Origin of the sequence: Microcystis sp. M144S2, assembly GCF_020246065.1 — a bacterium.
Taxonomy (GTDB): Bacteria; Cyanobacteriota; Cyanobacteriia; order Cyanobacteriales; family Microcystaceae; genus Microcystis; species Microcystis ichthyoblabe_A.
This window is the reverse complement of the sequence record NZ_JADBTR010000162.1, coordinates 1-26,937: the sequence shown is the minus strand read 5'-3', so window position 1 is coordinate 26,937 and position 26,937 is coordinate 1. Positions and strand designations below refer to the sequence as shown.

24 protein-coding genes and 1 pseudogene are annotated in these 26,937 nt (G+C 43.1%); 11 read left to right on the top strand and 14 right to left on the bottom strand.

Features of this window, described 5'->3' with window-relative positions; translation table 11 throughout:
• Positions 1–71 precede the first annotated feature (71 nt).
• Positions 72–1,052 carry a porphobilinogen synthase gene (gene hemB, locus IM462_RS18620; RefSeq protein WP_287703810.1) on the top strand — a complete coding sequence of 327 codons (981 nt, stop codon included), beginning with the start codon at positions 72–74 and terminating at the stop codon, positions 1,050–1,052.
• Here hemB and IM462_RS18615 read toward each other — a convergent pair.
• Positions 1,049–1,657, bottom strand: coding sequence for a chromophore lyase CpcT/CpeT (locus IM462_RS18615; protein ID WP_287703808.1), 609 nt, complete (start codon positions 1,655–1,657; stop codon positions 1,049–1,051). The genes hemB and IM462_RS18615 overlap by 4 nt on opposite strands.
• A 77-nt stretch (positions 1,658–1,734) precedes the next feature.
• Here IM462_RS18615 and IM462_RS18610 point away from each other — a divergent pair, with 77 nt between their 5' ends.
• On the top strand, positions 1,735–3,813 hold the full coding sequence (locus IM462_RS18610; protein WP_287703806.1) for a thioredoxin domain-containing protein: 2,079 nt from the start codon (positions 1,735–1,737) through the stop codon (positions 3,811–3,813).
• A gap of 214 nt (positions 3,814–4,027) precedes the next feature.
• Complete coding sequence (gene hisH, locus IM462_RS18605) at positions 4,028–4,666, top strand: imidazole glycerol phosphate synthase subunit HisH (protein WP_287703804.1); 639 nt, start codon at positions 4,028–4,030, stop codon at positions 4,664–4,666.
• On the opposite strand, the gene IM462_RS18600 is transcribed toward hisH, so the two are convergent.
• Both IM462_RS18600 and IM462_RS18595 read right to left on the bottom strand, forming a co-directional pair.
• Positions 4,655–5,407, bottom strand: a complete 753-nt coding sequence (locus IM462_RS18600; RefSeq protein ID WP_159296725.1) for an ABC transporter ATP-binding protein — start codon at positions 5,405–5,407, stop codon at positions 4,655–4,657. The two genes, hisH and IM462_RS18600, sit on opposite strands and share 12 nt — an antisense overlap.
• Before the next feature lie 245 nt (positions 5,408–5,652).
• Positions 5,653–6,768 carry a branched-chain amino acid ABC transporter permease gene (locus IM462_RS18595; protein ID WP_002786566.1) on the bottom strand — a complete coding sequence of 372 codons (1,116 nt, stop codon included), beginning with the start codon at positions 6,766–6,768 and terminating at the stop codon, positions 5,653–5,655.
• A 214-nt stretch (positions 6,769–6,982) separates the two neighbouring features.
• Here IM462_RS18595 and IM462_RS18590 point away from each other — a divergent pair, with 214 nt between their 5' ends.
• A complete protein-coding gene (locus tag IM462_RS18590; RefSeq protein ID WP_287703802.1) occupies positions 6,983–7,639 on the top strand; it encodes a response regulator transcription factor in 657 nt (218 codons plus the stop codon).
• Positions 7,640–7,653: 14 nt separating this feature from the next.
• Here the strand turns inward: IM462_RS18590 and IM462_RS18585 are convergent, their stop codons facing one another.
• The 4 genes from IM462_RS18585 to IM462_RS18570 all read right to left on the bottom strand — a co-directional run bounded on the left by IM462_RS18585 (position 7,654) and on the right by IM462_RS18570 (position 11,076).
• Positions 7,654–8,172 carry a low molecular weight protein-tyrosine-phosphatase gene (locus tag IM462_RS18585; protein WP_287703837.1) on the bottom strand — a complete coding sequence of 173 codons (519 nt, stop codon included), beginning with the start codon at positions 8,170–8,172 and terminating at the stop codon, positions 7,654–7,656.
• Positions 8,173–8,174: 2 nt separating this feature from the next.
• A complete protein-coding gene (locus tag IM462_RS18580; protein ID WP_002733401.1) occupies positions 8,175–8,468 on the bottom strand; it encodes a hypothetical protein in 294 nt (97 codons plus the stop codon).
• 130 nt (positions 8,469–8,598) lie between these two features.
• A complete protein-coding gene (locus IM462_RS18575; RefSeq protein ID WP_103111894.1) occupies positions 8,599–9,237 on the bottom strand; it encodes a DUF2834 domain-containing protein in 639 nt (212 codons plus the stop codon).
• A 246-nt stretch (positions 9,238–9,483) separates the two neighbouring features.
• Positions 9,484–11,076 carry a DUF445 domain-containing protein gene (locus tag IM462_RS18570; protein WP_287703799.1) on the bottom strand — a complete coding sequence of 531 codons (1,593 nt, stop codon included), beginning with the start codon at positions 11,074–11,076 and terminating at the stop codon, positions 9,484–9,486.
• Between the two features lie 615 nt (positions 11,077–11,691).
• On the opposite strand from IM462_RS18570, the gene IM462_RS18565 reads away from it, so the two are divergent.
• From IM462_RS18565 to IM462_RS18555, 3 genes are all read left to right on the top strand, one after another.
• Positions 11,692–11,976, top strand: a complete 285-nt coding sequence (locus tag IM462_RS18565) for a hypothetical protein (protein ID WP_149989904.1) — start codon at positions 11,692–11,694, stop codon at positions 11,974–11,976.
• 150 nt (positions 11,977–12,126) lie between these two features.
• Positions 12,127–15,102: a pentapeptide repeat-containing protein gene (locus IM462_RS18560; RefSeq protein WP_287715473.1), complete on the top strand. Its 2,976-nt coding sequence runs from the start codon at positions 12,127–12,129 to the stop codon at positions 15,100–15,102.
• A gap of 335 nt (positions 15,103–15,437) precedes the next feature.
• Entirely contained in the window at positions 15,438–15,722 is a 285-nt protein-coding gene (locus IM462_RS18555) for a hypothetical protein (protein WP_103111899.1), read from the top strand.
• A 100-nt stretch (positions 15,723–15,822) separates the two neighbouring features.
• On the opposite strand, the gene uvrC is transcribed toward IM462_RS18555, so the two are convergent.
• The 6 genes from uvrC to rfbC form a co-directional block, all read right to left on the bottom strand.
• Complete coding sequence (uvrC, locus tag IM462_RS18550; protein WP_287703797.1) at positions 15,823–17,700, bottom strand: excinuclease ABC subunit UvrC; 1,878 nt, start codon at positions 17,698–17,700, stop codon at positions 15,823–15,825.
• 273 nt (positions 17,701–17,973) lie between these two features.
• Positions 17,974–18,234 (bottom strand): hypothetical protein, encoded by a 261-nt coding sequence (locus tag IM462_RS18545; protein ID WP_002734814.1) that lies wholly within the window; start codon positions 18,232–18,234, stop codon positions 17,974–17,976.
• 79 nt (positions 18,235–18,313) lie between these two features.
• The gene (gene leuB, locus IM462_RS18540) at positions 18,314–19,399 is read right to left on the bottom strand and encodes a 3-isopropylmalate dehydrogenase (protein ID WP_287703794.1); all 1,086 of its coding nucleotides are present in this window, start codon (positions 19,397–19,399) and stop codon (positions 18,314–18,316) included.
• Positions 19,400–19,571: 172 nt separating this feature from the next.
• Complete coding sequence (locus tag IM462_RS18535; RefSeq protein ID WP_287703792.1) at positions 19,572–20,645, bottom strand: glucose-1-phosphate thymidylyltransferase; 1,074 nt, start codon at positions 20,643–20,645, stop codon at positions 19,572–19,574.
• Positions 20,646–20,649: 4 nt separating this feature from the next.
• The gene (gene rfbD, locus IM462_RS18530) at positions 20,650–21,525 is read right to left on the bottom strand and encodes a dTDP-4-dehydrorhamnose reductase (protein WP_287703790.1); all 876 of its coding nucleotides are present in this window, start codon (positions 21,523–21,525) and stop codon (positions 20,650–20,652) included.
• A gap of 5 nt (positions 21,526–21,530) precedes the next feature.
• The gene (gene rfbC / locus IM462_RS18525; RefSeq protein WP_125731298.1) at positions 21,531–22,076 is read right to left on the bottom strand and encodes a dTDP-4-dehydrorhamnose 3,5-epimerase; all 546 of its coding nucleotides are present in this window, start codon (positions 22,074–22,076) and stop codon (positions 21,531–21,533) included.
• Positions 22,077–22,209: 133 nt separating this feature from the next.
• On the opposite strand from rfbC, the gene bioB reads away from it, so the two are divergent.
• Genes bioB through lspA form a run of 3 tightly spaced genes read left to right on the top strand, consistent with a single transcriptional unit; the run spans position 22,210 to position 24,405 of the window.
• A complete protein-coding gene (gene bioB / locus IM462_RS18520; RefSeq protein WP_287703787.1) occupies positions 22,210–23,304 on the top strand; it encodes a biotin synthase BioB in 1,095 nt (364 codons plus the stop codon).
• The gene (locus IM462_RS18515) at positions 23,276–23,926 is read left to right on the top strand and encodes a biotin transporter BioY (RefSeq protein ID WP_193956569.1); all 651 of its coding nucleotides are present in this window, start codon (positions 23,276–23,278) and stop codon (positions 23,924–23,926) included. The genes bioB and IM462_RS18515 overlap by 29 nt, the downstream gene beginning before the upstream one ends.
• Positions 23,927–23,937: 11 nt before the next feature.
• Positions 23,938–24,405: a signal peptidase II gene (lspA, locus tag IM462_RS18510; protein WP_043998000.1), complete on the top strand. Its 468-nt coding sequence runs from the start codon at positions 23,938–23,940 to the stop codon at positions 24,403–24,405.
• Positions 24,406–24,714: 309 nt separating this feature from the next.
• Here lspA and IM462_RS18505 read toward each other — a convergent pair whose 3' ends face one another.
• Positions 24,715–26,508 (bottom strand): fatty acyl-AMP ligase, encoded by a 1,794-nt coding sequence (locus IM462_RS18505; protein WP_287703786.1) that lies wholly within the window; start codon positions 26,506–26,508, stop codon positions 24,715–24,717.
• Between the two features lie 331 nt (positions 26,509–26,839).
• On the opposite strand from IM462_RS18505, the pseudogene IM462_RS18500 reads away from it, so the two are divergent.
• Positions 26,840–26,937, top strand: a pseudogene (locus IM462_RS18500) (Uma2 family endonuclease); the annotation flags it as partial.

Sequence of the window (26,937 nt, the reverse complement as noted above, 5' to 3'; positions counted from 1 at the left end):
TTTCCTAGGTAAAAAACTAGAGCAAAACCAGCTATTTACTGTTTACTTTTTATTTTTGACGCGCTGTTATCATGCTGATTCGTCCCCGTCGTCTTCGTTATACTCCAGCGATTCGCAGTCTTGTTCGTGAAACCGAATTAACCGTTAATGACTTGATTTATCCCCTCTTTATCATGGAGGGAGAAAATCAAAAGGTGGCTATTCCTTCTATGCCCGATTGTTATCGTTATTCCCTTGATTTATTGCTCAAAGAAGTGGTTAATGCTTATAATTTAGGCATTAATGCCATCGCTCTTTTCCCCCTGATTGCCGAAGATAAAAAAGATAATTTCGGTAGAGAAAGTTATAATCCCGATGGTTTAGTGCCAAGGGCGGTGAAAGCGATTAAAAAAGAAGTACCTGAAATAATTATTATTACCGATGTGGCCCTCGATCCTTTTTCGATTTATGGTCATGATGGTATTGTGGAGGACGGTAAAATTCTCAACGATGAAACCCTGGAAGTTTTAGTGAAAATGTCGCTCTCGCAAGCGGCAGCCGGGGCTAATTTCGTCGCTCCTTCCGATATGATGGATGGTAGGGTTGGGGCGATCCGTCGAGCTTTAGATGCGGCTGGGTATCTGGATGTGGGAATTCTCGCTTATACGGCTAAATATGCCTCTGCTTATTATGGTCCCTTCCGAGATGCCTTAGAATCAGCGCCAAAATTTGGTGATAAGAAAACCTATCAAATGGATGGGGCTAATAGTCGGGAAGCGTTACGGGAAGCCAGTTTAGACATAACAGAAGGGGCAGATATTATTATGGTTAAGCCCGCTCTGGCCTACCTCGATATTATCCGTCGTCTGCGCGATAGTAGCCATCTTCCCGTCGCCGCTTACAACGTCAGTGGTGAATACGCAATGATTAAAGCGGCGGCAAAACAGGGCTGGATTGACGAAAAAAGCCTGATTTTGGAAACTTTAATCAGTATGAAACGAGCGGGGGCCGATTTGATTTTGACCTATTTTGCTGCCGATGTGGCATTAATGAAACAAGAAAGCCGATTTTAGGGTTTTTGCCAGCGAAATTGATAGAAATTATCCTGCGCTCCCCATACCTGCTGCCCGCTGCTATCATAACCTCGATCGCTGGTATCCATGCCCTGGGAATGTAGAATAATTGTATTAGTTATTTTCACCGCACCTCTGGCATTCGTGGGACAACCCTGGGGGGGAGTTTCTCCCCGATAACCCCCCGCTATCGGTTGTAAAAACACAGTACACACCGACTCGGACAAATCTGATACATTTAATTTTCTTTCTGTCAAGTCTTTGTTACAAAAATTAATAAAGTTAGGGGCATTATTTAACTTATAAGCTTTTGATTCCACAGTGGAATTATCGGGGCTAGGTTGAATGACTAAAATTCTTTGACGATAGGGTTGATTTAAGCGATCGATAATTGCCTGTTCCTGATAAAGATAAATACTATCCTGTTTGGGGGAAAAATCCACGGCACAGGTAGTCATTTGCACCTTAGCAATGCGCGGGTTAGTCTGCGCTTGTTGCGTCGTATCCATAACCCCAATTAAATGATTAGCCACCCCCTGCACTTCCGGGTTAAGGGACAAAGATTGAGTGAGAAAAAATCCTAGGGCGATCGAAGTTTTCAGCATAAGCAGAGGCTTGATTCCGGTTAGTCTCTAATTAGCTTAAACTAATAAGCAGCAAGAGCAAAAATACCCCTTTTCCCATGGCTAATCATCTGGCTGAATCTGAAAGTCTTTACCTGCGAAAACACGCCGAAAACCCGATCGATTGGTGGTATTGGTGTGACAGCGCCCTAGAAATTGCCAGGAGAGAAGATAAACCGATCTTTCTCTCGATCGGTTATTCTAGCTGTCATTGGTGTACGGTTATGGAAGGAGAAGCGTTTTCCGATCGAGCCATTGCCGATTATCTCAATCAGTATTTTTTGCCGATCAAAGTTGATCGCGAGGAAAGACCGGACATCGATAGTATCTATATGCAAGCATTGCAGATGATGGTCGGTCAAGGGGGTTGGCCTCTGAATGTCTTCCTAACACCCGATAGTTTAATTCCCTTCTATGGTGGCACCTATTTTCCCGTGCAACCGCGCTTTAACCGGCCCGGTTTTCTGCAAGTGTTGCAATCTGTACGTCGCTATTATGACGAGGAAAAGGAAAAATTAAGCAAATTCACGGCCGAAATGCTGGGCGCACTGCGTCAATCGGCTATTTTACCGCGAGCAGAGACCAATTTAGCCGAACCTTCCCTTTTAGCCACAGGAATCGAGACAAATACGGCGGTGATTCGGGTTAATCCCAATAATTACGGTCGGCCCAGTTTTCCGATGATTCCATATTCTCATCTGGCTTTGCAGGGTAGTCGCTTTGGTGACGATTTTGAGGATTCCCTCCGGCAAGCGGCCTATCAACGGGGGGAAGATCTGGCCCTGGGGGGAATCTATGACCATGTAGGGGGAGGATTCCATCGTTATACGGTGGATTCGACGTGGACAGTTCCCCATTTTGAAAAAATGCTCTACGATAACGGGCAAATTGTCGAATATTTAGCCAATTTGTGGAGTGCGGGTAATCGAGAAGCGGCCTTTGAGAGAGGGATTAAAGGCACGGTTAACTGGCTAAAACGGGAAATGACCGCCCCAGAAGGCTATTTTTATGCGGCCCAAGATGCCGATAGTTTTGAGAAGGCCACGGATGGGGAACCGGAGGAAGGGGCCTTTTATGTCTGGTCGGATCGGTCGTTAAGGGATTATCTCTCGACCGAGGAATTGGGGCTGCTGCAGGCTAATTTTACCGTCACTGCCGAGGGGAATTTTGAGGGTCGTAATGTGCTGCAACGTCGGCAAGGGGGAGAATTAGGGAAGGAGATAGAAAATCTGCTCGATAAGTTATTTATTCGGCGTTATGGCAGTTCTCAAGCCCAATTAGCTCTTTTTCCCCCCGCCAGAGACAATCAGGAGGCGAAAACCGTCTCTTGGCCGGGACGCATTCCGGCGGTAACGGATACGAAAATGATCGTCGCTTGGAATAGTTTGATGATTTCCGGTTTAGCCCGGGCCTTTGCCGTCTTTAGCGAACCTTTGTACTGGCAAATGGCTACGGTCGCGGCCGAGTTTATTCTCAAGCATCAGTGGTTAGATGGCCGTTTTCAGCGCTTGAATTATCAGGGTCAGGCCTCGGTTTTAGCCCAATCGGAGGATTTTGCCTATTTTATTAAGGCTTTGCTGGACTTGCAAACCGCTAAACCCCAAGAAACTGGCTGGTTAGAGGCGGCTATCGATCTACAGGGGGAATTTGATCGCTGGTTTTGGGCCGAGGATGAGGGGGGATATTTTAATACTGCTTCCGATCATAGTCTCGATCTGATCGTGCGAGAACGGGGTTATACGGATAATGCCACCCCTTCAGCCAACGGAATTGCGATCGCTAATTTAGTGCGTCTGTCGCGATTGACGGAAAATCTAGAATATCTCGATCGGGCCGAAAAGGCCTTGCAATCTTTTAGTACCATCCTAGAACAGTCCCCCACCGCTTGCCCCAGTTTATTTGTTGCCCTCGATCACTATCTTCACGGTTTCTGTCTGCGCGCCCCGGAAAGCTCGATCGAGCCGCTGTTAGGTCGCTATTTGCCCACTGCGGTGTATCGAGTCGATGACAGTTTGCCCCCTAGCACATTTGGGTTAATTTGTCAAGGGTTATGCTGCCTTGAACCGGCGGAAAATTTAGAACAGTTAGACCGACAAATTGTCGGGGTGATGGCGGGTCCGTCAATACTGCTCGGTTAGGGATTTTTTCTCTCTGCTTCCCGCTCTCCTAGTAAATAGGCTCTGGTGTTTGGCTTTCGTTGGCAACTTCAACTAAGAAAACGGAGAGGCTATGGCTTTAGAAACTTTCGGATGATCAGTATATAACAATGACCTTAATTGCTTTTTGAGTCAAGACCTAATTTAGCGGCGTGATTGCTCTAAAATAAGGTCATCGCCTGATCAGTATATAGCAATGACCTTAATAGCTGTCATCGATTATGACATGGGAAATCTGCACTCTGCCTGTAAAGGACTGGAAACCGTGGGTGCAGTGCCGAAAATTACCGATTCTCCCCTCGATCTCGAAAAAGCTGACGCTATTGTCTTACCCGGAGTCGGTTCTTTTGATCCTGCTGTCCGGCAAATTCGGGCCCGTCATCTCGAAAAACCGATCAAAGCAGCGATCGCTAACGGTAAACCCTTTCTCGGTATCTGTCTCGGTTTACAAATTCTCTTTGACTCATCAGAGGAAGGACAAGAGGCGGGTTTAGGGGTTATTCCGGGGACAGTGCGCCGTTTTCGCTCGGAACCTGGCATTACCATTCCCCACATGGGTTGGAATCAATTAGACTTCACCCAGCCGGATCATGCTCTTTGGCAGGGATTACCCCCGCACCCTCACGTCTATTTTGTCCATTCCTATTATGTCGATCCCCTTGATAGTCATCTAACTGCCGCCACCGTCACCCACGGCAGTCAAACGGTGACGGCAGCGATCGCTCGTGAGCGTTTGGTGGCGGTGCAGTTTCACCCGGAAAAATCCTCGACTAATGGCTTAAAAATTCTGGCTAACTTTGTTGAACAGGTGCAAAAATTAGCTTTAGTCTCCTAAATAAGCCTTTAAAACCCGCTCGTTTTTTTGGATTTCGCTGGGAATGCCATCGGCTAAATTTGTCCCTTCTGCTAATACCCAAACGTAGTGACAAAGGGACATAATCACATCCATATTATGCTCGATAATTAAAAAGGTAATTCCCTGACGATTCCACTCGATAATATGGTCGCTGATTTGACCGATTAAAGTGGGATTAACTCCGGCGGCCGGTTCATCTAATAAAATTAATTTTGGCTCGGTCATTAGCGCTCGGCCAATCTCTAATAATTTCCGCTGTCCTCCCGATAAAGCTCCCGCATAATCGTGCGCTTTTTCCCCCAGACCGATCGAATCTAATATCTCCAAAGCTTTGGCACGATTTTCCTGTTCCTGTTGGCGAATTTTTGCCCCCTGAAACCAGACTTTCAGAAAATTTTCGCCCGTTTGCCCCGGACTAGCTAAGAGCATATTTTCTAACACCGTTAATCGGGATAATACCCTTGCTACTTGAAAAGTTCTCACACATCCTTTTAGGGCAATTTGATAGGGAGGCAGCTGATGAATTGGCTGACCATCAAGAAAAACTTCTCCTTTATCTGGGCGAATAAAATTAGATAAAAGGTTAAAAAGTGTGGTTTTGCCGGCTCCATTTGGTCCGATTAACCCGGTGATACTGCCCTGCGGCACATCCAAATAAGCATTATTGACGGCGCGAATGCCTCCAAAACTTTTCGATAATCCTTTGGCAGAAAGTAACATAATTGATCAGATAAACATCAGTTATCAGTAAACATTAAACAGTAATCAGTGAAAAGACAGTAAGTAGTCGTGGGAAATAAATTTCTTAGTTGAGACAGGCAATAGGCAATAGGCAATAGGATTATTTAAATGTGTAATTAATTTTGCTTAAGTCCTTAGACAACTGTTATTTAATACTGTTCACTTAATATTCAAATCTAATCACTGTTAACTAATCACTGATAACTGATAACTGATAACTGAAATTATTTTCCCAAAGTTAACTCCTCTTTTTTGCCGAGGATACCCTGGGGTCGCCAGATCATTAAAACCATGAGCAGCAGACCGATAATCATAATCCGTAAAGCCCCTAATTGGCTGTCATTAAAAATATCTAATTGGGGCAGAATAAAGCGAGTCAGGGAATCGTAAGCCCAGAAAATTATTGATCCTAGTAAGGTGCCGGCATTGCTACCAGAGCCACCGAGAATGATAATAATCCAAGCGTTAAAAGTCAATAACGGTTCAAAATTAGTCGGGTAAATAGTGGTTAATTGCCATGCTAAAAAAGCCCCAGCCAAACCAGCAATCGCACCGCCTAACATCAAAGATTGTAACTTATACCAAAAGACATTTTTTCCTAAAGCCCGGGGAATTTCTTCATCTTCCCGAATCGCTTTGAGGATGCGTCCCCAAGGCGATCGCAAAAGTAATTCTAAACCAGTATAAACGAGAGCGAGGAGGACTAAAACTACCACCATCAGCCCGGCTTTGTAATTATAGTCATTCAAGGCAATTACACCGTTTATATACAGAAAAAGCAGGATTATCGCCCCTAACAGCCCCCAAAAGATTAAAGCTCTCTTTTGCGTCGGTTGATAGCTTTTGCCGCTAATTTGCCCCGCTTCGCGCCATTGTCGTTGCAGATTGCGCCCCAATTGCCAGAGAGCAAAGATAGCAAGCAGGGTAAACAGGGCAATAATTAATAATTTGACGGGAAAACTGGGATTTATATCCAAAGGTAGGGGATAACGTTGTAGTCCGAAACTGCCCTTCGTTAACCAATCCTCGTTAAGCACCAGCAAACGAATTAACTCAGACACCCCGATGGTGACAATCGCTAGATAATCGGCCCTTAATCTCAGGGTGGAAAAACCGATGGCTAATCCCAACAATGCCCCTAGGAGCGCCCCGACAATGGCGGCAAAAATCATCGGTACACCCTGTAAAGTCAATAAAACCGTTGCATAAGCCCCTAAAGTGGCAAAAGCAACGTGACCAAAGTTAATTAAGCCAGTAAATCCCCATTGTAGATTTAAACCGAGGGCAAAAATCGCGTAAATACCCGCCCAAATTGTCAGGGAAACTAAATAATCTGTCATCTTAAGTAAAAAGTAAAAAAGGGGTTGGGGGAGTGGGGGAGTGCCGGAGTTGGGGAGAAAAAAGCTGAAAACTCACATCTGATTACTGAAAAGGCTGATTGCTAACTGCTAGTATAATATCAGTTACAACGGCCTCTGTAGCTTGATGGACAATTGTGACGAGCGGAGGGTGCTAGGCTATTAATAACGAAAAAACCTTGTCCTGTTGATTTCTATGCCTCTTTTGATTCTAATTGCCGATGATGATCCCGGTATCCGCCTAGCGGTCAAAGACTATTTAGAATTAGCAGGTTATAGTGTGGTAGCGGCGAGTAATGGTTTGGAAGCTTTGACTTTATTGGATACCTATCATCCCCATCTTTTGGTATCGGATATCAAAATGCCGCGTTTGGACGGTTATTCTTTGGTGACTAAGGTGCGGCAACAGCCAGAATTTAGGTTATTACCAGTAATTTTTTTAACTGAAAGAGGGTCAACAGAGGAAAGAATTCGCGGTTATCAAGTGGGTTGTGATATCTATCTTCCTAAACCTTTTGAGATGGAGGAATTAAAAGCAGTTATTCGCAATCTTTTAGAGCGATCGCAAATGGTGCAAAGTGAACGTCAATATCAGAAATTAAAACCAGAAGAAAGCCCCAAAACTAGGGATGTTTTAACTTCTGCTTTACAGGACGATTTTAAGTTAACTAATCGCGAGCGGGAAGTGTTAGAACATTTAGCCTGGGGACTTTCTAACAGTGAAATTGGGCAAAAACTGCATCTTAGTTCTCGCACGATCGAGAAATATGTTAGTAGTTTACTCAGAAAAACAACTACTAACAATCGGGCGGAATTGGTTCGTTTTTCCCTCGAACATAGATTAATCGATTAGCTGAAAGAAAAAACTTAAATTTTGTTTTTTACTTCCTCCAAAAGACTGCCACAGGAGTCTAAAAGTAGCTCGATTACGCGATCAAAACCTTCCCGACCACCGTAGTAGGGATCGGGAACTTCTTTTTCTGGGTGATAACGAGCATAGTCACACATTAACTTGATCTTTTCTTGATATTTTCCTGTCCGATCTAGGGATAAAATATCTTGATAATTGGCTTTATCCATGGCTAGGATTAGATCAAAATTCTCGAAATCCTCGCGAGTAAATTGTCTGGCTGTCCCTTGTAGAGGAATACCGCGTTTTTTAGCCGCCGTATTCATGCGAGAATCGGGAGGAGAACCGATATGATAACCGGCAGTCCCCGCAGAATCACAGAGGATTTTATTACCTAATCCTTCTTGTTCAATCAGATAAGTCATGATATTCTCGGCAGCGGGAGAACGACAGATATTTCCTAAACAGACGAAGAGTAGTTTATAGGGCATAAATTCACTGGTAGAATCATCACTAAATTGCCAATTATAGGGCATTTCTAACATCCCGATAAAGATTTATCCTCAAAAAACTCCTCGCTGTCCATTAACCTAATTTTGGCTAATCCCAAGCTTTCTAAATAATCTTGCCACCCTTGGGGAGTATCTTCGATCGCTAATAATCCTAATACCCTAGCTACGTCTGCTACCCAGGGTAGGGTATGAATTCTATAACCCTGCCAGTTTACTTCTAAGGATAACCAAGCGGGAATCTCTTGGGGGTTAAATTGTTGGGAGGCAAGATAATCAGCTTGAAAGCAGTAAATCCGAGGTGGTTTTTGACTCTCTAACAAGGTTAAACACTCCTTCTAATCTGGACATTAATCTCTTGACTCGTATTTTAGGGGAACCTCAGCATAATTTTTGTTAAATATGAACTTCTCTTGTCAAGAAATAGTTAAGTTTGCTCAAGACAATTTACCCTTAATTCTCCCCTAAGCGAGGACGAATAATTAAATAAATTGCCGGACCGATTAGAGGCAAAAGGGAAATTACCGGCAACAGGAAAGGATTTTTTAATCCCCGTCGGGTTAGATCATCTTGCAGCAAAATTGGACATAATAGGGTTAAAAGACAGAAATCTAAACTCATAACATGAATAAAACGGCTAGTTTGCCACTGATGCCAAAAATCAGACCAATTGCCGTTAATTAATCCGTAAGCGATTAAAATTGCCGCAGTAATTAGGGCAATTACTCCTAACCAAGGTGAGTCTAAAAGTTTAATGACCAGATTTTTTTTACCAGTAAAATTGCTGTTAGGTTGACGGAGAGTTAGATAGGGTAAAATAGCGAAAGCACCCACGGCAAAGGAGGCAAAAGTAAAGGGCCAAGCGATGATTTTTTGGTCACGACCATCGATAATTAAAAGGCTAGTGTAGATAAGTGGCCAAACTCCCATCAGGTTAAAAAGAGCGATAATTAACGGGTTGATATTTTGCCATTTCCCAGTGGAAAGATCGATAATTAAATTTATTGTATCTGGTTGATCGGGTGGTGCTAGTAAAAAAGCGTATAATCCGAAGCCTAACCAAAGTAACCCGAGAATAATTTTTGTTAACATGGGAGTAGATAATTAGGTTAATTGAGTAATGGGGGTTTCAGCAGATATTTTACTAGAAAAGTGATCAAAAGATCAAGGGATATTACCTAATCAATGATCGCTAAGTAGGTAGGCGTTAAAAATTATCAGATGCCCCCCTATTAAGGGGAGATCCCCCCGCCTATCGGCACCCCCCTTATCAAGGGGGGCAGGGGGGATCGAACCTAAAATCCATTTTTAATTTAATTATAACCAGCTACTTAATTTTTAGGGAAGAAGACGAGGATTCATGGTTTCTCTTGGGGTAATTTCTGCACTTTTAGAGTGGAGTAAGCGAGTTTGTTCGAGGATAGTTTCTAAGTCTTCATCTGAGAATTCTTGTACATAGTTTAATTTCACTTCTTCTAGGAAGATAATTAATAACATCTCGATTCTTTCTAAACTGTGACGGGATTGTAATTCCTCGGCGAGAGATTGCCCGAAACGCTGGACTAATTGCTGCAATAAACGCTCAAAAACTTCGTCTTCCTGGGTAATCTTGTCAGCTATATTAACAAAAGATTGATACAATTGACTAGATAGACGATTGCTCAAGTCAGTTTTTAACCCTTTCATGCCGGGTAATCGCAATAAGCTTTGATAAGCGGGAGTTTGACTGAGAATTTTCTCGATATTGTATTTAATTAAAGCTTCTGCTTCCGGTTTAACTTGCGGTAAAACCTTATCAACAGTGCTATTAACTACTAACCGAAAAATTTCGATAACTTCATTAGTATCATTGAGATTGCTATATCCGCCATTGAGGGATCGTTCGAGAAATTTTTCCACTTGTCCCTGTCGAATATATTCCTGAATTTTATTAATGATTCTCAGGACAATTATCTCAGTAATATCTTTAGAAATTAGCGCAACTAAGCCTTTAACTGCCTGTTCTTTAATCACCCTTAAGTTAATAATTTTAACTTGATCTAGGCGAATAACGGTAGGAATAAATCGCAACCATCTCCAGATAGGAATAAACAGAAAAATATCGTACCATCGCCATAACATAGCCTCGCGCCACCGTAGGCCTTTATGAGTGCGAGCAATCCACCAAGTTCTCAGCATAAATTCCCAGAAAAAGATGGTACCAAAGAAAAAATCGATCGCCTCAAAGTTATCTATCGGTCTCCCATCTTCTCCCAGGGGACGAAAATAATTAGTTTCTATTAAAGGTTGAATTTCTTGATTAAAAAACTTCAACTCTTTTTCCCAGCCATTTTGACTGAGATAATCCCAAGTCCAAAACTTCTGAAAGGCTGCTTTTGCGGAAACATTTTCTGTTTTAAAAACCCGCAAGCGCATTTTATTTTTAATCTTCTCTAAGGTCCCAGTTTTCTCCGCCGAGGCAAAGGGATTATTATCGACCATATTGACACTATTCTGGCGCAAATTTTCTAAAATTTTCTCAATCTCTTGGCGATATTCTCCCAGATTAAACTCTGGGTTAAAGAGTTTTTGATTAATTATTTGATTAAGTTTATTAACTGTATCTAAATATTCACTGGTACTGCGATAGGGTTTAATCCCTTTCACCACATCATACTTAGCAATTCCTTTAACAAAGGGAATTTCTAGGGGTTTATCGGGAGGTATTTGTAATTCTTGAAAGGAAATCGGACCGAGTTTTATTGGTTCATTAAATCTTAATAAAGTTATTTGCAAGCGTCCCTGTAACCAAAAATCTCGCAGGGGAATATAAGTTAAATCGAAAATAACAAGAATATAATTGCATAACACCAATAGGGCCATGCAAGTCTCAAAGAGATTGCGCGGGGAAAAACGACGGTTTCTGATCACGGGGTTTTTAGTCAAAGTCATTAGCCTAGAAAGCACACTTTGACTATGGTAAACCAAAACGCCTAATTTTTTATACCCAAAGCGATAGAAGTAGTGAAAAAAGAGCGGTTAAACTTAGTTCTGCCTCAGCAATTAATAGATGTGGTCTTCTATTCTGTGATAGCATCCTAGCAGATTCAGTTAAGCAGTTAGCTACAGCTTCTTTGGCAAGAACATTTTTATTATAAGTCGGTAAGTCGCAGATTAGCACAAATGCTAATAGCATTTTTCTAAAGTAATGACAGAGATGGTTAATTACCTAACTTGCCATCATCTTAATTAAAATTGCGATCTCTTAAAGGCGATCATCTTGCCCCGTGGGTTGGTTTGAGCGGAACAATACTGAGTCGAAAATGGCTCAATTCGATTGTTTAAGCGAAACCCAACCACCCCGATGGTTAGTCTTTGTTGGGTTTCCTTGCGTCAACCCAACCTATAATAATTGCTGCTCTCGTAGGGTGTGTTAATAAAGTATTGACAATGTAAATACATCCTGCCTATACTACAAGTATGGATGTCTATTTTGTCCTCAGTGGCATTACTTTTGTTTGGAATGACGAGAAATCTAGAATTAACCCGCTCAACCATGACGGTATTATGAAAGTTGAGGCATTAAAAAAACGACTGGAGAAAAATCGCCCTATGACTACAATCACGATTCGTATTCCCGAAGATGTGATTGAAGATTTAAAGCGGGTTGCACCGTTACTTGGTTTCTCAGGTTATCAACCTTTGATCCGTGCTTACATTGGACAAGGGCTGCGTGCGGATTTGGAGCGTCTAGAGGGAGATACAATTTCTGCTCTCGTTGCTAGTTTGAAGCGTCATGGTGTAAGTGATGAACTGCTGCAAGAAGCGTTGAGTGAAATTACTCCGCGTTAGTCTAGGTTTTCGGCCTCCTAGGTTGAGTTGAGCGAAACAATACGGGGTCGAAAATGGCTCAATTCGATTGAAAAAGCGAAACCCAACCACCTCAACGGTTGTTATTACTTATATAATAGACTACATAAGCTTTATTGATCGCTTTGTTCTATGTCCGAATCAGCTGCTGGAATTTCTGTTTCCAAACCCCAAAATATCTGGAAACGACAAGTTAAAGTCAATCTGAGAAGTCTCTTTAGTACCCTGGGAAAAGCCGCTCTTAACGGGGCATTTTTGCAGTGGGATGATCTGGCCGAAAATGGAGTAGAAGTTTTAGATGATCTTGGTTTAAGTCGGACTCCGGGGGAATTAGCGGGTTTATTAATAAGTCAATCGCTAATGAAAGCGATGAAAGGATTACTTAAAAGTAATGCTGATTTACTGCCCCAAGAAGTTGAAAAGCTGCCTTTAAAAGAACTTTACCGTCAGATTACCGACTTTTTAGAAGAGCCGGAATTAATTCTCGATCAAGATTTTTTTGAGCATCCCGAAAGATTACCTATAGTCGCACCAATCCAAGCAGCTTTTTTACGGTGGTTAACAACAAATAATTTAATCACTAATTCCCAGGAAGCACAGAGCCTAAGTAACCGTTTACCAGCTTATTTTGTCTTAGCATTGCAGGAGCAATGGAAAGATAAACGAGATGAATACAGTCTGCTTTTAGATGAAATCGACACTCCTTTTAACAATGCTTGGAAACGAGAAAGAGGCTGGTTACATTATCGAGCTTGGTTGCAAAAACAGATCGATGAACCTATTTTTTGGGAAACCTTTAGTTTAAAGCAAATTTATGTACCTCTACGGGGATTTTATGAAGAAGAAGAAATAAAAGCCACCCCAGACACAGATTACCATCGAGAGCCATCATTTAAACGCATTGTTATCAAACTCCAAGAGCAGTTAGAAACATGGTTAGAAGCGGCAAAATCCGATGATGCTATCCGTTTATTGACCGGTGGGCCGGGTAGTGGAAAATCGTCCTTTTGTAAGGTATTTGCTGCCCAACAAGCTCGCTTAGAAAAACAAGTTTTATATATTCCCTTGCATCGCTTGAGTTTCTCCACCGATTTAGTAACAGCAGTTAAAACTTTTGTTCAACATGACGGTTTTTTACCAGAAAATCCTCTGGAACCGAGCGATCAAGATTTACAATTACTAATTATCTTTGATGGCTTAGATGAGCTATCTATGCAGGGAAAAATCGCCCAAGAAGTCGCCCAAAATTTTGTTAATGAAGTACGAGATCAGGTCAAAAGTTTTAATCAAAATAAAACCCGTTTACAAGTGTTGATTAGCGGGCGTGATGTGGTGGTACAATCCAATAAAAATAATTTTAAAAAACCTCAGCAAATTATCACCATCCTACCCTATTGGGTTGGTAACAGCGATAATTTTAGCGATGTCGATAACTTATTAAAAGTCGATCAACGTGATCAATGGTGGCAACAGTATGGGCAAGCTAAAGGGAAAAACTATGCACAATTACCGCCGGAATTATCGGGGAAAAATTTACAAGAAATTACCGCTCAACCGCTATTAAATTATCTTATTGCTCTCACTTTTGAACGAGGCGAGGTTCAATTTTCCCAAGAAACTAACCTCAATAATATTTATGACAATTTGCTCAAGGCAGTCTATGAGCGAGGTTATGAAAAAAATAGTCCAGGCCACCGGGCTATAGAAGGGATTACAGAAAAAGATTTTGTGCTAATTTTAATGGAAATTGCCCTTTCCTGTTGGCATGGTAACGGTAGAACCACCACCGTTATAGAGATTAAAGAACATTGTGAAAATAATGGCTTAAAAAATCTCCTAAAAAATTTCCAAGATAGTTTTCAAAGCGATTCCCAAGGGAATATTACCCGTCTTTTAACAGCCTTTTATTTTCGAGAAAGTGGCGATTTACGAGGCAGCGAAAAAACCTTTGAATTTACCCATAAAAGTTTTGGTGAATATTTAACTGCCCGCAGAATTGTTGACCGAGTTAAGCAAATTCATAAGAAATTACAAGACAGTGAAAATGATTATGACAATGACTACGATCCCAGACAAGCTTTAATTACCTGGGCGACTTTATGCGGACCGACGGCAATAGATGAATATCTTTTTAGTTTTATTGTCAATCAAATACAATTACAGTCCCCAGATGAAGTGAAACAGTGGCAGAAAACTCTGGGTCATTTAATTGAATATCTTTTGGTCAAAGGAATGCCGATGGAGGGTTTAAAAAACCGCCCCAATTTTCAGGAGGAAATGCGACAGGCACGCAATGCCGAGGAAGCTTTATTAGCGCTATTTAATGCCTGTGGGCGAGTCACCAAAGAAATTTTTCCCATTCAATGGCCTTCTCCTGAAGCTTTCGGCAATTGGTTGGCCCGTCTTCAGGGACAAAGAATAGATTTTGAGCCTATGTTTGTGTTAGATTGCCTCAGTTTTCTCGATTTACAAAACTGTCTGTTGATAAATCGAGATCTTTACAGGGCTAATCTGGTCGAGGCAAATCTTGCAGGGGCAATTCTTGTAGGGGCAAATCTTTCATGGGCAAATCTGGTCGGGGCAAATCTGGTCGGGGCAAATCTGGTCGGGGCAAATCTGGTCGGGGCAAATCTGGTCGGGGCAAATCTTGCAGGGGCAATTCTTGTAGGGGCAAATCTTGAAGGGGCAAATCTTGAAAGGGCAAATCTTGCAGGGGCATTTCTTTCATGGGCAAATCTTAAAGGGGCAAATCTTGAATGGGCAAATCTTGAAAGGGCAAATCTTGAAAGGGCAAATCTTGAAAGGGCAAATCTTGAAGGGGCAAATCTTGAAGTGGCTAATCTTTACGGGGCAAATCTTGAAGAGGCTAATCTTGAAGGGGCTAATCTTGAAGGGGCTAATCTTGCAGGGGCAAATCTTAGAGGGGCAATTCTTTACGGGGCAAATCTTTACGGGGCTAATCTTGAAGGGGCATATCTTGCACGGGCATATCTTGAAGGGGCAAATCTTGAAAGGGCATATCTTGAAGGGGCATATCTTAAAGGGGCAAATCTTGAAAGGGCTAACGTCAAAGGGACGATTCTCGATACGGAAGTTAAAACCGAGTGACTCTTCTAGGTTCTGTGTGATAAGTTTAACTTACTATATGATCGATCAGTCTTTGTGTCCTTTGTGTCTTTGTGGTTCGTTCCACCCCCTCGCTAGGAAGAATATATCTTAGAATACATTTTACCCACCAAACCCAAGAGAGCCGATTATCTGGTGAGTGGGGATAAATCGGATTTGCTAAAACTAGCCTCGTAGGGTGTGTTAATAAAGTATTGACAATGTAAATACATCCTGCCTACACTACAAGTATGGATGTCTATTTTGTCCTCAGTGGCATTACTTTTGTTTGGAATGACGAGAAATCTAGGATTAACCCGATCAACCATGACGGTATTATGAAAGTTGAGGCATTAAAAAAACGACTGGAGAGAAATCGCCCTATGACTACAATCACGATTCGTATTCCCGAAGATGTGATTGAAGATTTAAAGCGGGTTGCACCGTTGCTTGGTTTCTCAGGTTATCAACCTTTGATGCGTGCTTACATTGGACAAGGGCTGCGTGCGGATTTGGAGCGTCTAGAGGGAGATACAATTTCTGCTCTCGTTGCTAGTTTGAAGCGTCATGGTGTAAGTGATGAAGTGCTGCAAGAAGCGTTGAGTGAAGTTACTCCGCGTTAGTCTAGGTTTTTAGTTGTAGTGCGATCGCTTGTAGAACGTAGAGTTTTATTGAAGATATTCTCATCATAACCCCCCTTAGATATTCTTCAACAGCTTATCCCTACCTAGGATGAAAATAATTATAAATTTCCTTAGCTAATTGTTCCCCAATTCCTGTCACCTGTTGCAATTGTTCTAGGGAAGCTTCGCGAATATAATCCAGAGAATGAAAATGAGCTAATAAATCTTTTTGTCGCTTAAAACCTAACCCCGGTATTTCATCCAGACGGGAACGGCGACTTTTTTGCATCCTTTGTTGTCGGTGAAAGCTAACAGCAAAGCGGTGCGCTTCATCCCTGACTCGACGTAATAATTGCACTCCGGGTTGTTCCTTATCCGTCTCTAAAGGAGAGGATTCCCCTGGTAAAAAAATCTCCTCTCTCTGTTTAGCTAAACTAACAACTTTTACCTGTTCTAATAAATTCATCTCCCCTAAAACTGTCACCACGGCCGATAATTGTCCTTTTCCCCCATCAATCATGACCAAATCGGGAAAATCATCACTTTCGGCAATATTATCGGTATTTTCGGCATAACGACGGAAACGCCGGCGAATTACTTCTGCTAAACTGGCAAAATCATCGGAATGGCCGATTTTAACCTCGGGATTTTTGATTTTATAGTGACGATAATGTTGATTAGCGGCCACCCCATCGATAAACACCACTCCCGACGCGACTGCATTAGAACCCTGAATATGAGAAATATCATAACCCTCGATGCGGTGGGGTAGTGCCGGTAAATCGAGAATTACCGCTAAATCCTGCAAAGACTGTAAATCCCGGTCGGCGCTTCTTTTCGTCTTTTCTAACTCATAAAGAGCGTTTTTCTCCACCATAGCTAATAAATCCGCTTTACTTTGCCGTTGGGGGACAGTTAACTCGACTTTGCGACCTTTTTTTTCCCTTAACCACCCCGCTAACACCTCACCTTCCGGTAATTCGCAGGGTAACAGGATTTCGCTGGGAATTTCCACCCCTTCCACCGATAAATAATGTTCTTCCAGGACTTTTTGCAGGATTTCTCCCTCGTTTGCTGACTGACTATCGGCAAAAAATCCCAAACGTCCCACCAAACGACCAGAACGCACTTGGAATAATTGTATGCAACAATGCTGCTCGTCTTTAGCTAAAGCGATCGCGTCCCGGGATACGGTATCATCAGGTAAAGAGACTTTTTGATCGGTATTAAGGGCCTGTAATCCGCGAATTTGATCCCTAATCGTGGCCGCTTTTTCAAAATCTAGGTTTTCCGACGCTTCTAGCATCTTTGCTGCTAATTTCTCTAATAATTCCCCCGTCCTTCCCTGAAAAATCATCGCCACTTTCTGCAAGGTTTCCCGATAATCTTGGGGACTGATTAATTTTTGACAAACCCCCGGACAACGACCGATATCATAATTTAAACAGGGACGGTCTTTAAAAAGAGGTTGGGGACGTTGACGCAGGGGAAAAGTGCGTTTAATTAGGTGTAAAGTGTAGCGCAGCAGCCTAGTATCGACGTAGGGACCATAATAACGGTCTTTTTGGTTATTTATGCTCCGTTTGCGGGTAATAAAAATGCGCGGGTAGGTTTCCGACCAAGTAATACAAATGTATGGATATTTTTTATCGTCCTTGAGGAGAGTATTAAAATGGGGCTGATGTTGTTTAATTAGATTAGCTTCCAGGGCCAAGGATTCTGCTTCCGTGTCGGTGACGATAAATTCAATTTCTGTCACCTGTCGTACCATCAAAGCAATGCGGGGACTGAGGGGTTGACTGGGACGAAAATAGGAACGGACTCTAGACCGGAGTTTTTTGGATTTACCGATGTAGAGAATTTCGCCATTTTGGTCGCGCAGGAAGTACACTCCCGGTTCGAGGGGAATTTCCCGAAGACGATTTTCTAGGCGATCGAGGTCTTGGATTAGGGTAGAGTTAAGATTATTCCCGAACATCTTTTTATATTAGGGTTTGCGGCAAAAAGTTTGTCTTGGGTGTGGGGTGTAGGGTGTGGGGTGTAGGGTTTTACCGATTTTCAGGGAAAAAGTCCAGGAATTTTCCCCCCCATTACTCCAATGGCCGGTACTTTTGGATTTCAAAAAGGTCTAAAAGTCTTATCGAACAATGTTTTTAGATTTATTCAGCAAACCCTATGTTAGACAAAAAAATTACGTCAGTGGGTATTAGCTGACGTTTGGCAAGATATTCGGGGCAAATCTTCACAAAAATTAATAGGCTTCTGATTCGATTTGCTTAATCGGGACGAAACACTCCCCAGGGAGTAGAATCGGTTTATTGTTAAAAATCAATTGGCCGCGATGATTGTCGCGGTTAATAGCGACACCAAAAGGACGTTTACTAACTCTGCTATTGAGGGTACAGTAGATGCGATAAATGCGTCTGGCTGCCCGTAAGACAGTAGGATCTAACAAAATTGGGATTTCCATATCGACACGCTGTTGTTCTGTTTTCTCGGATAGGGCCACCATATCACTCGTCTCCCCACGATTAAATTGAGATATTTATTAAATCAATGGTATATGACGATTTCTGAATTTGTCACTTTTGTTATGATTCTAAAACTTTCAGGATGGCCTGGCCCATAGCTTGGCATCCCACTAAGGTCATACCCTCCGAGAAAATATCTCCAGTACGATAACCGAGATCTAAGACTTTTTCTACGGCTTTTTCCAGCGATGCTGCCGCTAAAGGCTGATTTAGCCCATATTTTAACATCATAGCAGCGCTGAGAATTTGGGCGATCGGATTGGCCTTATCTTGGCCAGCGATATCCGGGGCCGAACCGTGGACGGGTTCAAAAACTCCCACCCCAGCAGTCCCTAAACTAGCGGAGGGTAACATTCCGATACTACCGGTTAACATGGCCGCTTCATCGGAGAGAATATCACCGAATAAATTGCCCGTGACGATAGTATCAAATTGTTTGGGGGCCCGGACTAACTGCATGGCTGCGTTATCGACGTAGAGATGGGAAAGTTCCACATCGGGATAATTAGCGGCGATTTTCGTCATCCGGTCGCGCCAGAGTTGGGAAACATCAAGAACATTAGCTTTATCGACGGAACAGAGTTTATTGCCGCGTTTTTGGGCAATTTCAAAGGCCACCTTAGCGATGCGGTCTACCTCCGACTCCAAGTAAACCATGGTATTTACACCGCATTTTTCTCCCGTTTCCGTCTCAAAAATCCCCTTCGGTTGACCGAAGTAGACACCCCCGGTCAATTCCCGGACGACCATGATATCCACTCCCTCGATAATCTCCCGTTTGAGACTAGAAGCGTCGATTAATTGCGGAAAAATGGTGGCAGGACGCAAATTAGCAAAAAGACCTAAACCAGATCTTAAGCCTAATAATCCCGTTTCTGGCCTTTGCTGCCGGGGCAAATTATCCCATTTATAACCCCCGATAGCGGCCAAGAGAACAGCATCACTATTTTTACAGGCGCTCAGGGTTGCTTCGGGGAGGGGATTGCCGGTTTCATCAATGGCTGCCCCTCCAATTAAAGCGGTTTGGAAGTCAAACTGGAGGTCAAATTTTTTACCGATGACTTTCAGTATCTCTACGGTGACAGCGAGGATTTCCGGCCCGATGCCATCGCCGGGTAGTAGGGTAATGCGATACTGTTGCGTCATAGTTCTAGAACGGTAAAATAGGTCAGACTCTTGATTATAACATAGTTAGATGAGCTTTTTTCTCCTAAAAATGTCAATCTTTCTCAGAAAAACCAGGGAACCGCTGCGGAATTAGCTAAGGAAATTCTCGATCCTCTGGTATTAATTATAAGGGGCAGTTAATCCCTGATAACTAGACTAATTCCACATGGGAATCATCCCCAATCATAAAGCGTAAAGCTTTTGGACGTTGGGGAGCGATTTCTAATTTTGCCCGTCGTCCGATAACACTATCAACTATGCGCTGATGAATGCCAATAATCGTGGCATCTTTGAGAATAACACTGTGTTCTATGTCGGCATCGATTAATTTTACTCCATTAGCCACACTACTATAGGGACCGATAAAACAATTCTCAATGTGACAATTTTCTCCAATAATGACAGGGCCGCGAATGGTACTATTAATAATTTTACTACCCTGACCAATTTGTACCCGTCCGATCACCTGACTATTAGCATCAATTTCTCCTAGTAAAGCAATTTCTAGAGAGGTATCTAGGATAATCCGATTTGCTTCTAATAAATCATCTTTTTTACCCGTATCTAACCACCAACCCAGTAGTTTATTGGCTTCTACTGCTTTATTTTGATTGATTAATTCTTGGATAGCGTCGGTAATTTCTAACTCACCCCGGCCCGAAGGTTGAATAGATGCGATCGCTTGATGAATGGTGGGGGCAAAAAAATAAATCCCCACCAAAGCTAAATTTGAGGGGGGGTCTTTGGGTTTTTCGACTAAGTATAAAACTTTGCCGGTTTCATCTACTTTTGCCACCCCAAAAGCACTAGGATTAGACACTTTTCGCAAGAGAATTAAAGCATCAAGGGACTGTTTTTGGAAAGAGTCTAAAAAGGGCGATAAATCATCCTCGATGAGGTTATCACCCAAGTACATAATAAAGGGGGAATCTCCTAGGAAAGATTGGGCAGTTTTAACCGCGTGAGCTAATCCAGCCGGTTGGTCTTGGCGAATATAAGTTATCTTAGCCCCAAACTGTTCACCATTGCCCGTGGTCTGACGAATTTCTTCCCCGGTTTCGGGACTGATAATAATGCCAATATCAGTAATTCCTGCGGCCACAATTGATTCGATTCCATACCATAAAATCGGTTTATTGGCCACGGGAACTAACTGTTTTGCCCCAGTATAGGTTAGGGGACGTAACCTCGTACCTTTACCACCGGATAAAATTAGTGCTTTCATAGTTTTAAAGATTAAATATTTGGTTGAGCATAGCTTTGAGAGAATCTCGCCAATAGGGAGGAATATAACCCAATTGTTGCGAGATTTTTTGACCAGAAAGAACCGAGTAGGCCGGACGCACTGCTGGGGTAGGATATTCAGCCGTAGTAATGGGAATTACTCTCTGAATTTTTAAGGGAATACCGCTTATTTTTGCCTCCTCAAAAATTGCTTTAGTTAAATCAAACCAACTGGCGACACCGCTATTAGTAAAATTATAGATTCCTGGGGGATTATCGGCATTAATTAGAAGGTGAGTAATAGCCTCGGCGATATCTTTTGCCCAAGTGGGACTTCCCACCTGATCAACAACTACTTTTAACTCCTCTCTTTCCTTGCCTAATCTCAGCATGGTTTTGACAAAATTACTCTTACCATAACTGCCGTAAACCCAAGCAGTCCGCAGGATAATTGCCTGAGAATTAACAGCTTTAATCTCCTCTTCTCCCCTTAACTTTGATTGTCCATAAACCCCCAAAGGATTAGTCAAATCGGTTTCTAGATAGGGGGTATTTTTCCGACCATCAAACACATAATCGGTGGAAATATGGAGGAATTTAGCTTTAGTTTTCTCGGCAGCTTCCGCCATAATTTTCGGGGCTATAGAATTGATAGAATAGGCTAAATCTGGCTCAATTTCGGCTTTATCCACTGCGGTGTAAGCGGAGGCATTAACCAGATAATCGGGGTGAATTTCCCTAATTAACTGGCTGATTTTTTCCGAGTTAGTTAAATCTAGTTCTTCTCGACCGATACTAATAACTTCACCTAACTGGGGTAAAGTTACTTGTAACTCTTGTCCCACTTGACCTTTAGCACCAATTAGTAAAACTTTTTTCATTGTCTTTAGGGGAAAACTTCCACGGATTTAAAGGGTTGTCCAGCTTGGTCTTTAGGGGAGAGAATCGGCGGTGTCTCTAAGGGCCAATCAATCCCTAAATCGGCATCATTCCAGGCGATGGTTTTTTCGTATTGGGGATAATAATAATTAGTGGTTTTGTAGAGAAATTCTGCTCGATCGGAGAGGACTAGAAAGCCATGGGCAAAACCTTCGGGAACCCAGAAAATACGTTTATTTTCCGCACTTAAAATACAGCCTACCCATTGCCCAAAAGTGGGGGAACTTTGACGCGCATCCACGGCCACATCAAAAACACTACCGTTCACTACTCGCACCAGTTTACCCTGGGGATTGGGGATTTGATAGTGCAATCCTCGCAGGACATTTTTTAAGGACATAGAGTGATTATCCTGGACAAAAGTGGTATTAACTCCAGTTTTTTCTCGAAAATCTTTCTGATTAAAACTTTCCAAGAAAAAACCTCGATCGTCTCCGTAAACTTGCGGTTCAATAATTAAAACATCAGGAATTTCCGTCGGAATGACTTTCATAAAATCGGAGACAAGATAACTTTTGCGGGTAGTCTAGCACAAAAGGGTATTTTTTTCTAAAGTTTTTTATTAATCTTTCCCCGGTAACTGAATAATGATAAGATGAGCCTAACTTAGTTAGAGCATAAACGACGTGGTACAAGTCTCTACACACACCGCTACTCAATCTATCCCCGTGGAGGGAGAAGCCTTAAAAAACTGGTTACAGACTAGGGCTAATCAGATTATCGCCGGCGATCGACTCAGTAAGCAAGAGGCCCTAGCTTTAACTGCGATCGAAGGTCAGGAAAATATTTTCAGCTTATGTGAGGCTGCCGATCGCATTCGTCAGGCCTGTTGTGGCAATACGGTGGATTTATGTAGCATTATCAACATAAAATCGGGAAGTTGTTCGGAAAATTGCAGTTTTTGTTCCCAATCCGCCCACCATCCCGGTCAAGATTCGCCTATCTACGGTTTAAAAAGTCGCGAGGAAATAGTCAGCCATGCGAAAGCGGCAGCCGAAGCGGGGGCCAAACGCTTCTGTTTAGTTAGTCAAGGACGGGGATTAAAGTATAATAGCCCCAAATCCAAGGAATTCGAGGAAATACTAGCCACAGTTCAAGAAATCATCGAAACAGCCAAGATTAAACCCTGCTGCGCTCTGGGAGAGTTAACCCTTGCCCAAGCGCAGGCCTTAAAAGAAGCTGGAGTTACCCGTTATAATCACAATCTGGAAGCTTCCGAGAATTTTTATCCTAACGTGGTCTCCACCCACAGTTGGCAGGATCGGGTAGAAACGGTAAAAAACCTGAAAGCGGCGGGAATTCAGGCTTGTACGGGCGGAATTATCGGTATGGGGGAAAGTTGGACCGATCGTATCGATTTAGCTTTTTCTCTGGCGGAATTAGAAGTGGAATCAGTGCCGATTAACCTATTAAACCCCAGAAGTGGCACCCCTCTAGGTCATTTACCCAAACTAGACCCCTTTACTGCCCTAAAAGCGATCGCTATTTTCCGGTTTATCTTACCTCAACAAATCCTCCGTTATGCCGGGGGACGAGAGGCGGTGATGGGAGAATTGCAAAATCTGGGGCTAAAATCGGGAATTAATGCTATGCTGATTGGGCATTATTTGACCACTCTAGGACAACCCCCCCAACAGGATCAGGCGATGTTGGCTGATCTTAGTTTAATAGGAGGAGAAGCCCCCATCCCCGGTGAATACCAACCCCAACAGGCAACCTAAATCACGTCGAGGACGAGAATCTCCGCCGCGGCGCACTTCCGCATCGGTTCCCAATGAGTTAATCTGGGCTTTGATTGGTTTGTTGCTGACAATTTTTAGTACATTTGTTCCAGTCAGCCTAGCTAGTTGGTCGGCTGCGGGTCTATCTTCGCAAAAACTGGGCATAACTTACCAAATTGGGGCAGTATTATTAACGGGCTGTCTGGGGGGCAAAAATGCTGGGCTTCTCGCCCAGGTGGCCTATATTTTTCTCGGTTTAACTTGGTTGCCGGTGTTTGCCCAGGGTGGGGGAATGGGTTATCTGAAAGAACCCAGTTTTGGCTATATTTTAGGCTTTATGCCGGGGGCATGGCTGTGTGGTTGGTTGGCTTTTCGCTGGCGGGCTAAGATAGAAACCCTGGCTTTAAGTGCTTTTGCCGGTTTGTTAGTGATTCATCTGTGCGGTTTATTATATATGCTGGGATTGTCGATTTTTCAGCCCCAAGCCAGTCAAATCACCTTTCCCGATAGTTTGCCCACCCTATTTATGAATTATTCAGTCTGGCCATTTTTAGGGCAGTTAGTAGTAATTTGTGTGGTGGTAATTATTGCCTTTTTCTTCCGTAAATTATTATTTTATTGATGCCACAGCCAATGTTTAAAAAAAATCGCTGGTTTTGGATAGTGGCGGTGATTGGTCTAATTTTAGACCAAGTAACTAAGTATATAACCGTGCAGAGTTTTGAGCAAATTGGTGATACTTTCCCGATTATTCCGGGGGTTTTTCATTTTACATTTGTGATTAATACCGGGGCGGCTTTTAGTGCTTTTCGGGGCGGTGTTGGTTGGCTCAAATGGCTATCCTTATTAGTTAGTTTGGGATTAATGGCTTTTGCTTACTTTGGACCGCATTTAAATCGTTGGGAACAATTAGCCTACGGTTTTATTTTAGCAGGGGCTTTCGGCAATGGTATTGATCGCTTTTTGTTTGGTTATGTGGTGGATTTTCTCGATTTTAGATTGATTAATTTTCCTGTTTTTAATCTGGCTGATGTCTTTATTAACATCGGGATTATTTGCCTATTAATTTCTACCTTTCCCCACAAGTCAAGGGTCCCGTAGGGGCGAAGCATTCGAGCGATAACCTATCGCTGAAACCGTAGATTTCCTATCCGAATGCTTCGCCCTTACTTGTTCTGTTCAAATGCAAGTGGAGTGACTCTTAAATTATTACAGATATATCAGCAGCCGTCTGTAAGCATCCCACCGAAAAACTAATGCGCTCTGAGGTTTGGGGGCGGCACTTCGACACGCTCAGTGACCGCGCCACGCCCCCAACGGGTAGGGTTGATTCATGAATCAACCCTACCCCTGCCTCCTGCCCCCTGCCTCTGTTATCCTCGATCGGGTGAGCAATGCCCACCCGAAAAACTATGCTTCTGTTGCAGAATTAGAGCGATCAAATTTACTAACTAACTGAGGATTTTCTGACCAAGCATCGATAACACTCATATTACCATTGAGAAAATTCTGTTTAATAGCGCGGCGTTGAATTTTGCCACTGGCAGTTTTGAGAATTGTTCCCGATTTAGCCAAAACAATAGCATGGGTCATAATTTCGTGTTCTTCGGCGATTTCCTGACGGATATCGGCAATCAATTTGGCCGTATCTAACTCACCGCTGCGACGTTCCAATTCCTGGACAATAACTAACTGTTCCTCGCCATTATCTTCAATGGAAAAAGCCGCACCATAATCGGGACGAAAAACCTCATTAAGATGCTGTACTGACCATTCTAAATCTTGGGGATAATGATTACTGCCACGGACAATAATTAAATCCTTAATCCGTCCCGTGATATGTAATTCCCCATCGAGAAGAAAACCTAAATCTCCCGTGCGTAAAAACGGTCCTTCTCCTGTATCAGCAAGATAAGCTTGAAAAGTCTCTTTGGTTGCGTCTTCCCGTTGCCAATATCCAGCGGCCATACTGGGGTCACTGGCCCAAATTTCGCCCACTTCATCGGCTGCACAAAGGGTGAAAGTATCGGGATTAACCATAGCTATACGGGTATCACAGACGCGACGACCACAACTGGGGACGTATCTAACTCCCGTGGTTCGATCGGAGCCTACAGGGGCAATTTTACCGCGTTCGTAGGCGGTTGCATCCAAAGCGGTGATAATTGGGGTGGTTCCCTTGGGTTTATTAGAAATCAAGAGGGTATATTCAGCTAATCCGTAGGCAGGGGCGAAAGTTTGCCAAGAAAAGCCATAATCGGCAAAAGTATCGACAAATTTGGCCATGACCTTCGGATTAATCGGTTCGGCGGCATTTCCCGCGGCCTGCCAACTGCTCAGGTCTAATTCCGCTAAATCGGCAGCTTTAATCCTGCGAGTACAAAGATCATAGGCGAAGTTGGGGGCCTGACTATGAGTAACTTTGTACTTAGTAATATTTTTTAACCACTGCATCGGACGCTTAATAAAAGCAAAGGGAGACATGAGATAGCAGGGTGTACCGTTGTAGAGGGGGACGGTGATACCTTCGACTAACCCGTAATCGTGAAAATAGGGCATCCAAGTGAGGGTAACGCTATCCGGTTCGTAACCACAAGCTTTTTGCAAGTAACCGCAATGGTGCATCAGGTTAAAATGACTTAGCATCACCCCTTTGGGGATATTAGTCGAACCGGAGGTATATTGCAGATAGGCAAGCGCCGATTTATCCACCTGGGGATCTTGCCATTGGTCCGCTAGGGAAATATCAATTCTTTCGGTAGTAATCCATTTCATTTGGTCGAATTCTGGGAATTCTTCCTTAACACCTTCAATAAGAGTCAGAATACTTTCGGTAACTAGGGCAAAGGTGGCATTAGCATCCTTGACAATTGCGCGTAAACGGGGCAGAGTGCGCTTCAGTCGTCCCGATTCCGGTGGGGGGACGGGAATGGCAATCACTCCCGCATAAAGACAACCACAAAAAGCGGCCACTACTTCTAAACTTTGAGGATAGAGTAACAGGGCCCGTTCCCCTTGGGCCTGGTATTTTTGCAAATAGGCGGCGATTGCTCTTGCTTGGCGATCGAGTTCACTGTAGGTTAAAGGTGGGGTTTCTTTTTTACCATCGACAAGAAAAGTGTAGGCATGGCCCTCTGGTTGTGCCGTGGCGCGGTAACGTAAGAGTTCTACTAGGGTGGCAGGTTGAATTAAGGTTTCAGTCATCGTTGTTATCGGGCTTATTGGGGGCCATTGTATAGAAGTTTTAAGATATTTGCCCATGGCGCTAGGATAAAGTGCCGAAGGCGATCGGTCAAGGTCTAGGATTCAGTAGCTGGTTATAATTAAATTAAAAATGGATTTTAGGTTCGATCCCCCCTGCCCCCCTTGATAAGGGGGGAAGCCGAAGGCGGGGGGATCCCCCTTGATAAGGGGGGTGTCTGATGATTTTTAACGCCTACCTACTTAAGTTATTGGTTAAAATCCCGCCCGCCTTATCTCTGCAATTGTGAGAAAAAGCTATAATTAATCAATCCTAAAATACCGGGAAAAAGTCATGACAGCCCTAGACATGATCCCAGATGTCACCTATCTCCCCACAGATTTATGGAGTGATGAACCACCCTTGGAAAGTGATCTACACCTGCAACAGAT

Coding starts and splice junctions, on each gene's coding strand:
- uvrC (WP_287703797.1), bottom strand. CDS start 17,700: ATGTTCGGGAATAATCTTAACTCTACCCTAATCCAAGACCTCGATCGC.
- hisH (WP_287703804.1), top strand. CDS start 4,028: ATGACCTTAATAGCTGTCATCGATTATGACATGGGAAATCTGCACTCT.
- IM462_RS18545 (WP_002734814.1), bottom strand. CDS start 18,234: ATGGTGGCCCTATCCGAGAAAACAGAACAACAGCGTGTCGATATGGAA.
- hemB (WP_287703810.1), top strand. CDS start 72: ATGCTGATTCGTCCCCGTCGTCTTCGTTATACTCCAGCGATTCGCAGT.
- IM462_RS18600 (WP_159296725.1), bottom strand. CDS start 5,407: ATGTTACTTTCTGCCAAAGGATTATCGAAAAGTTTTGGAGGCATTCGC.
- rfbD (WP_287703790.1), bottom strand. CDS start 21,525: ATGAAAAAAGTTTTACTAATTGGTGCTAAAGGTCAAGTGGGACAAGAG.
- IM462_RS18505 (WP_287703786.1), bottom strand. CDS start 26,508: ATGACTGAAACCTTAATTCAACCTGCCACCCTAGTAGAACTCTTACGT.
- IM462_RS18535 (WP_287703792.1), bottom strand. CDS start 20,645: ATGAAAGCACTAATTTTATCCGGTGGTAAAGGTACGAGGTTACGTCCC.
- IM462_RS18575 (WP_103111894.1), bottom strand. CDS start 9,237: ATGTTAACAAAAATTATTCTCGGGTTACTTTGGTTAGGCTTCGGATTA.
- IM462_RS18560 (WP_287715473.1), top strand. CDS start 12,127: ATGTCCGAATCAGCTGCTGGAATTTCTGTTTCCAAACCCCAAAATATC.
- IM462_RS18585 (WP_287703837.1), bottom strand. CDS start 8,172: ATGCCCTATAATTGGCAATTTAGTGATGATTCTACCAGTGAATTTATG.
- IM462_RS18615 (WP_287703808.1), bottom strand. CDS start 1,657: ATGCTGAAAACTTCGATCGCCCTAGGATTTTTTCTCACTCAATCTTTG.
- lspA (WP_043998000.1), top strand. CDS start 23,938: ATGTTTAAAAAAAATCGCTGGTTTTGGATAGTGGCGGTGATTGGTCTA.
- rfbC (WP_125731298.1), bottom strand. CDS start 22,076: ATGAAAGTCATTCCGACGGAAATTCCTGATGTTTTAATTATTGAACCG.
- leuB (WP_287703794.1), bottom strand. CDS start 19,399: ATGACGCAACAGTATCGCATTACCCTACTACCCGGCGATGGCATCGGG.
- IM462_RS18565 (WP_149989904.1), top strand. CDS start 11,692: ATGAAAGTTGAGGCATTAAAAAAACGACTGGAGAAAAATCGCCCTATG.
- IM462_RS18570 (WP_287703799.1), bottom strand. CDS start 11,076: ATGACTTTGACTAAAAACCCCGTGATCAGAAACCGTCGTTTTTCCCCG.
- IM462_RS18595 (WP_002786566.1), bottom strand. CDS start 6,768: ATGACAGATTATTTAGTTTCCCTGACAATTTGGGCGGGTATTTACGCG.
- IM462_RS18590 (WP_287703802.1), top strand. CDS start 6,983: ATGCCTCTTTTGATTCTAATTGCCGATGATGATCCCGGTATCCGCCTA.
- IM462_RS18610 (WP_287703806.1), top strand. CDS start 1,735: ATGGCTAATCATCTGGCTGAATCTGAAAGTCTTTACCTGCGAAAACAC.
- IM462_RS18555 (WP_103111899.1), top strand. CDS start 15,438: ATGAAAGTTGAGGCATTAAAAAAACGACTGGAGAGAAATCGCCCTATG.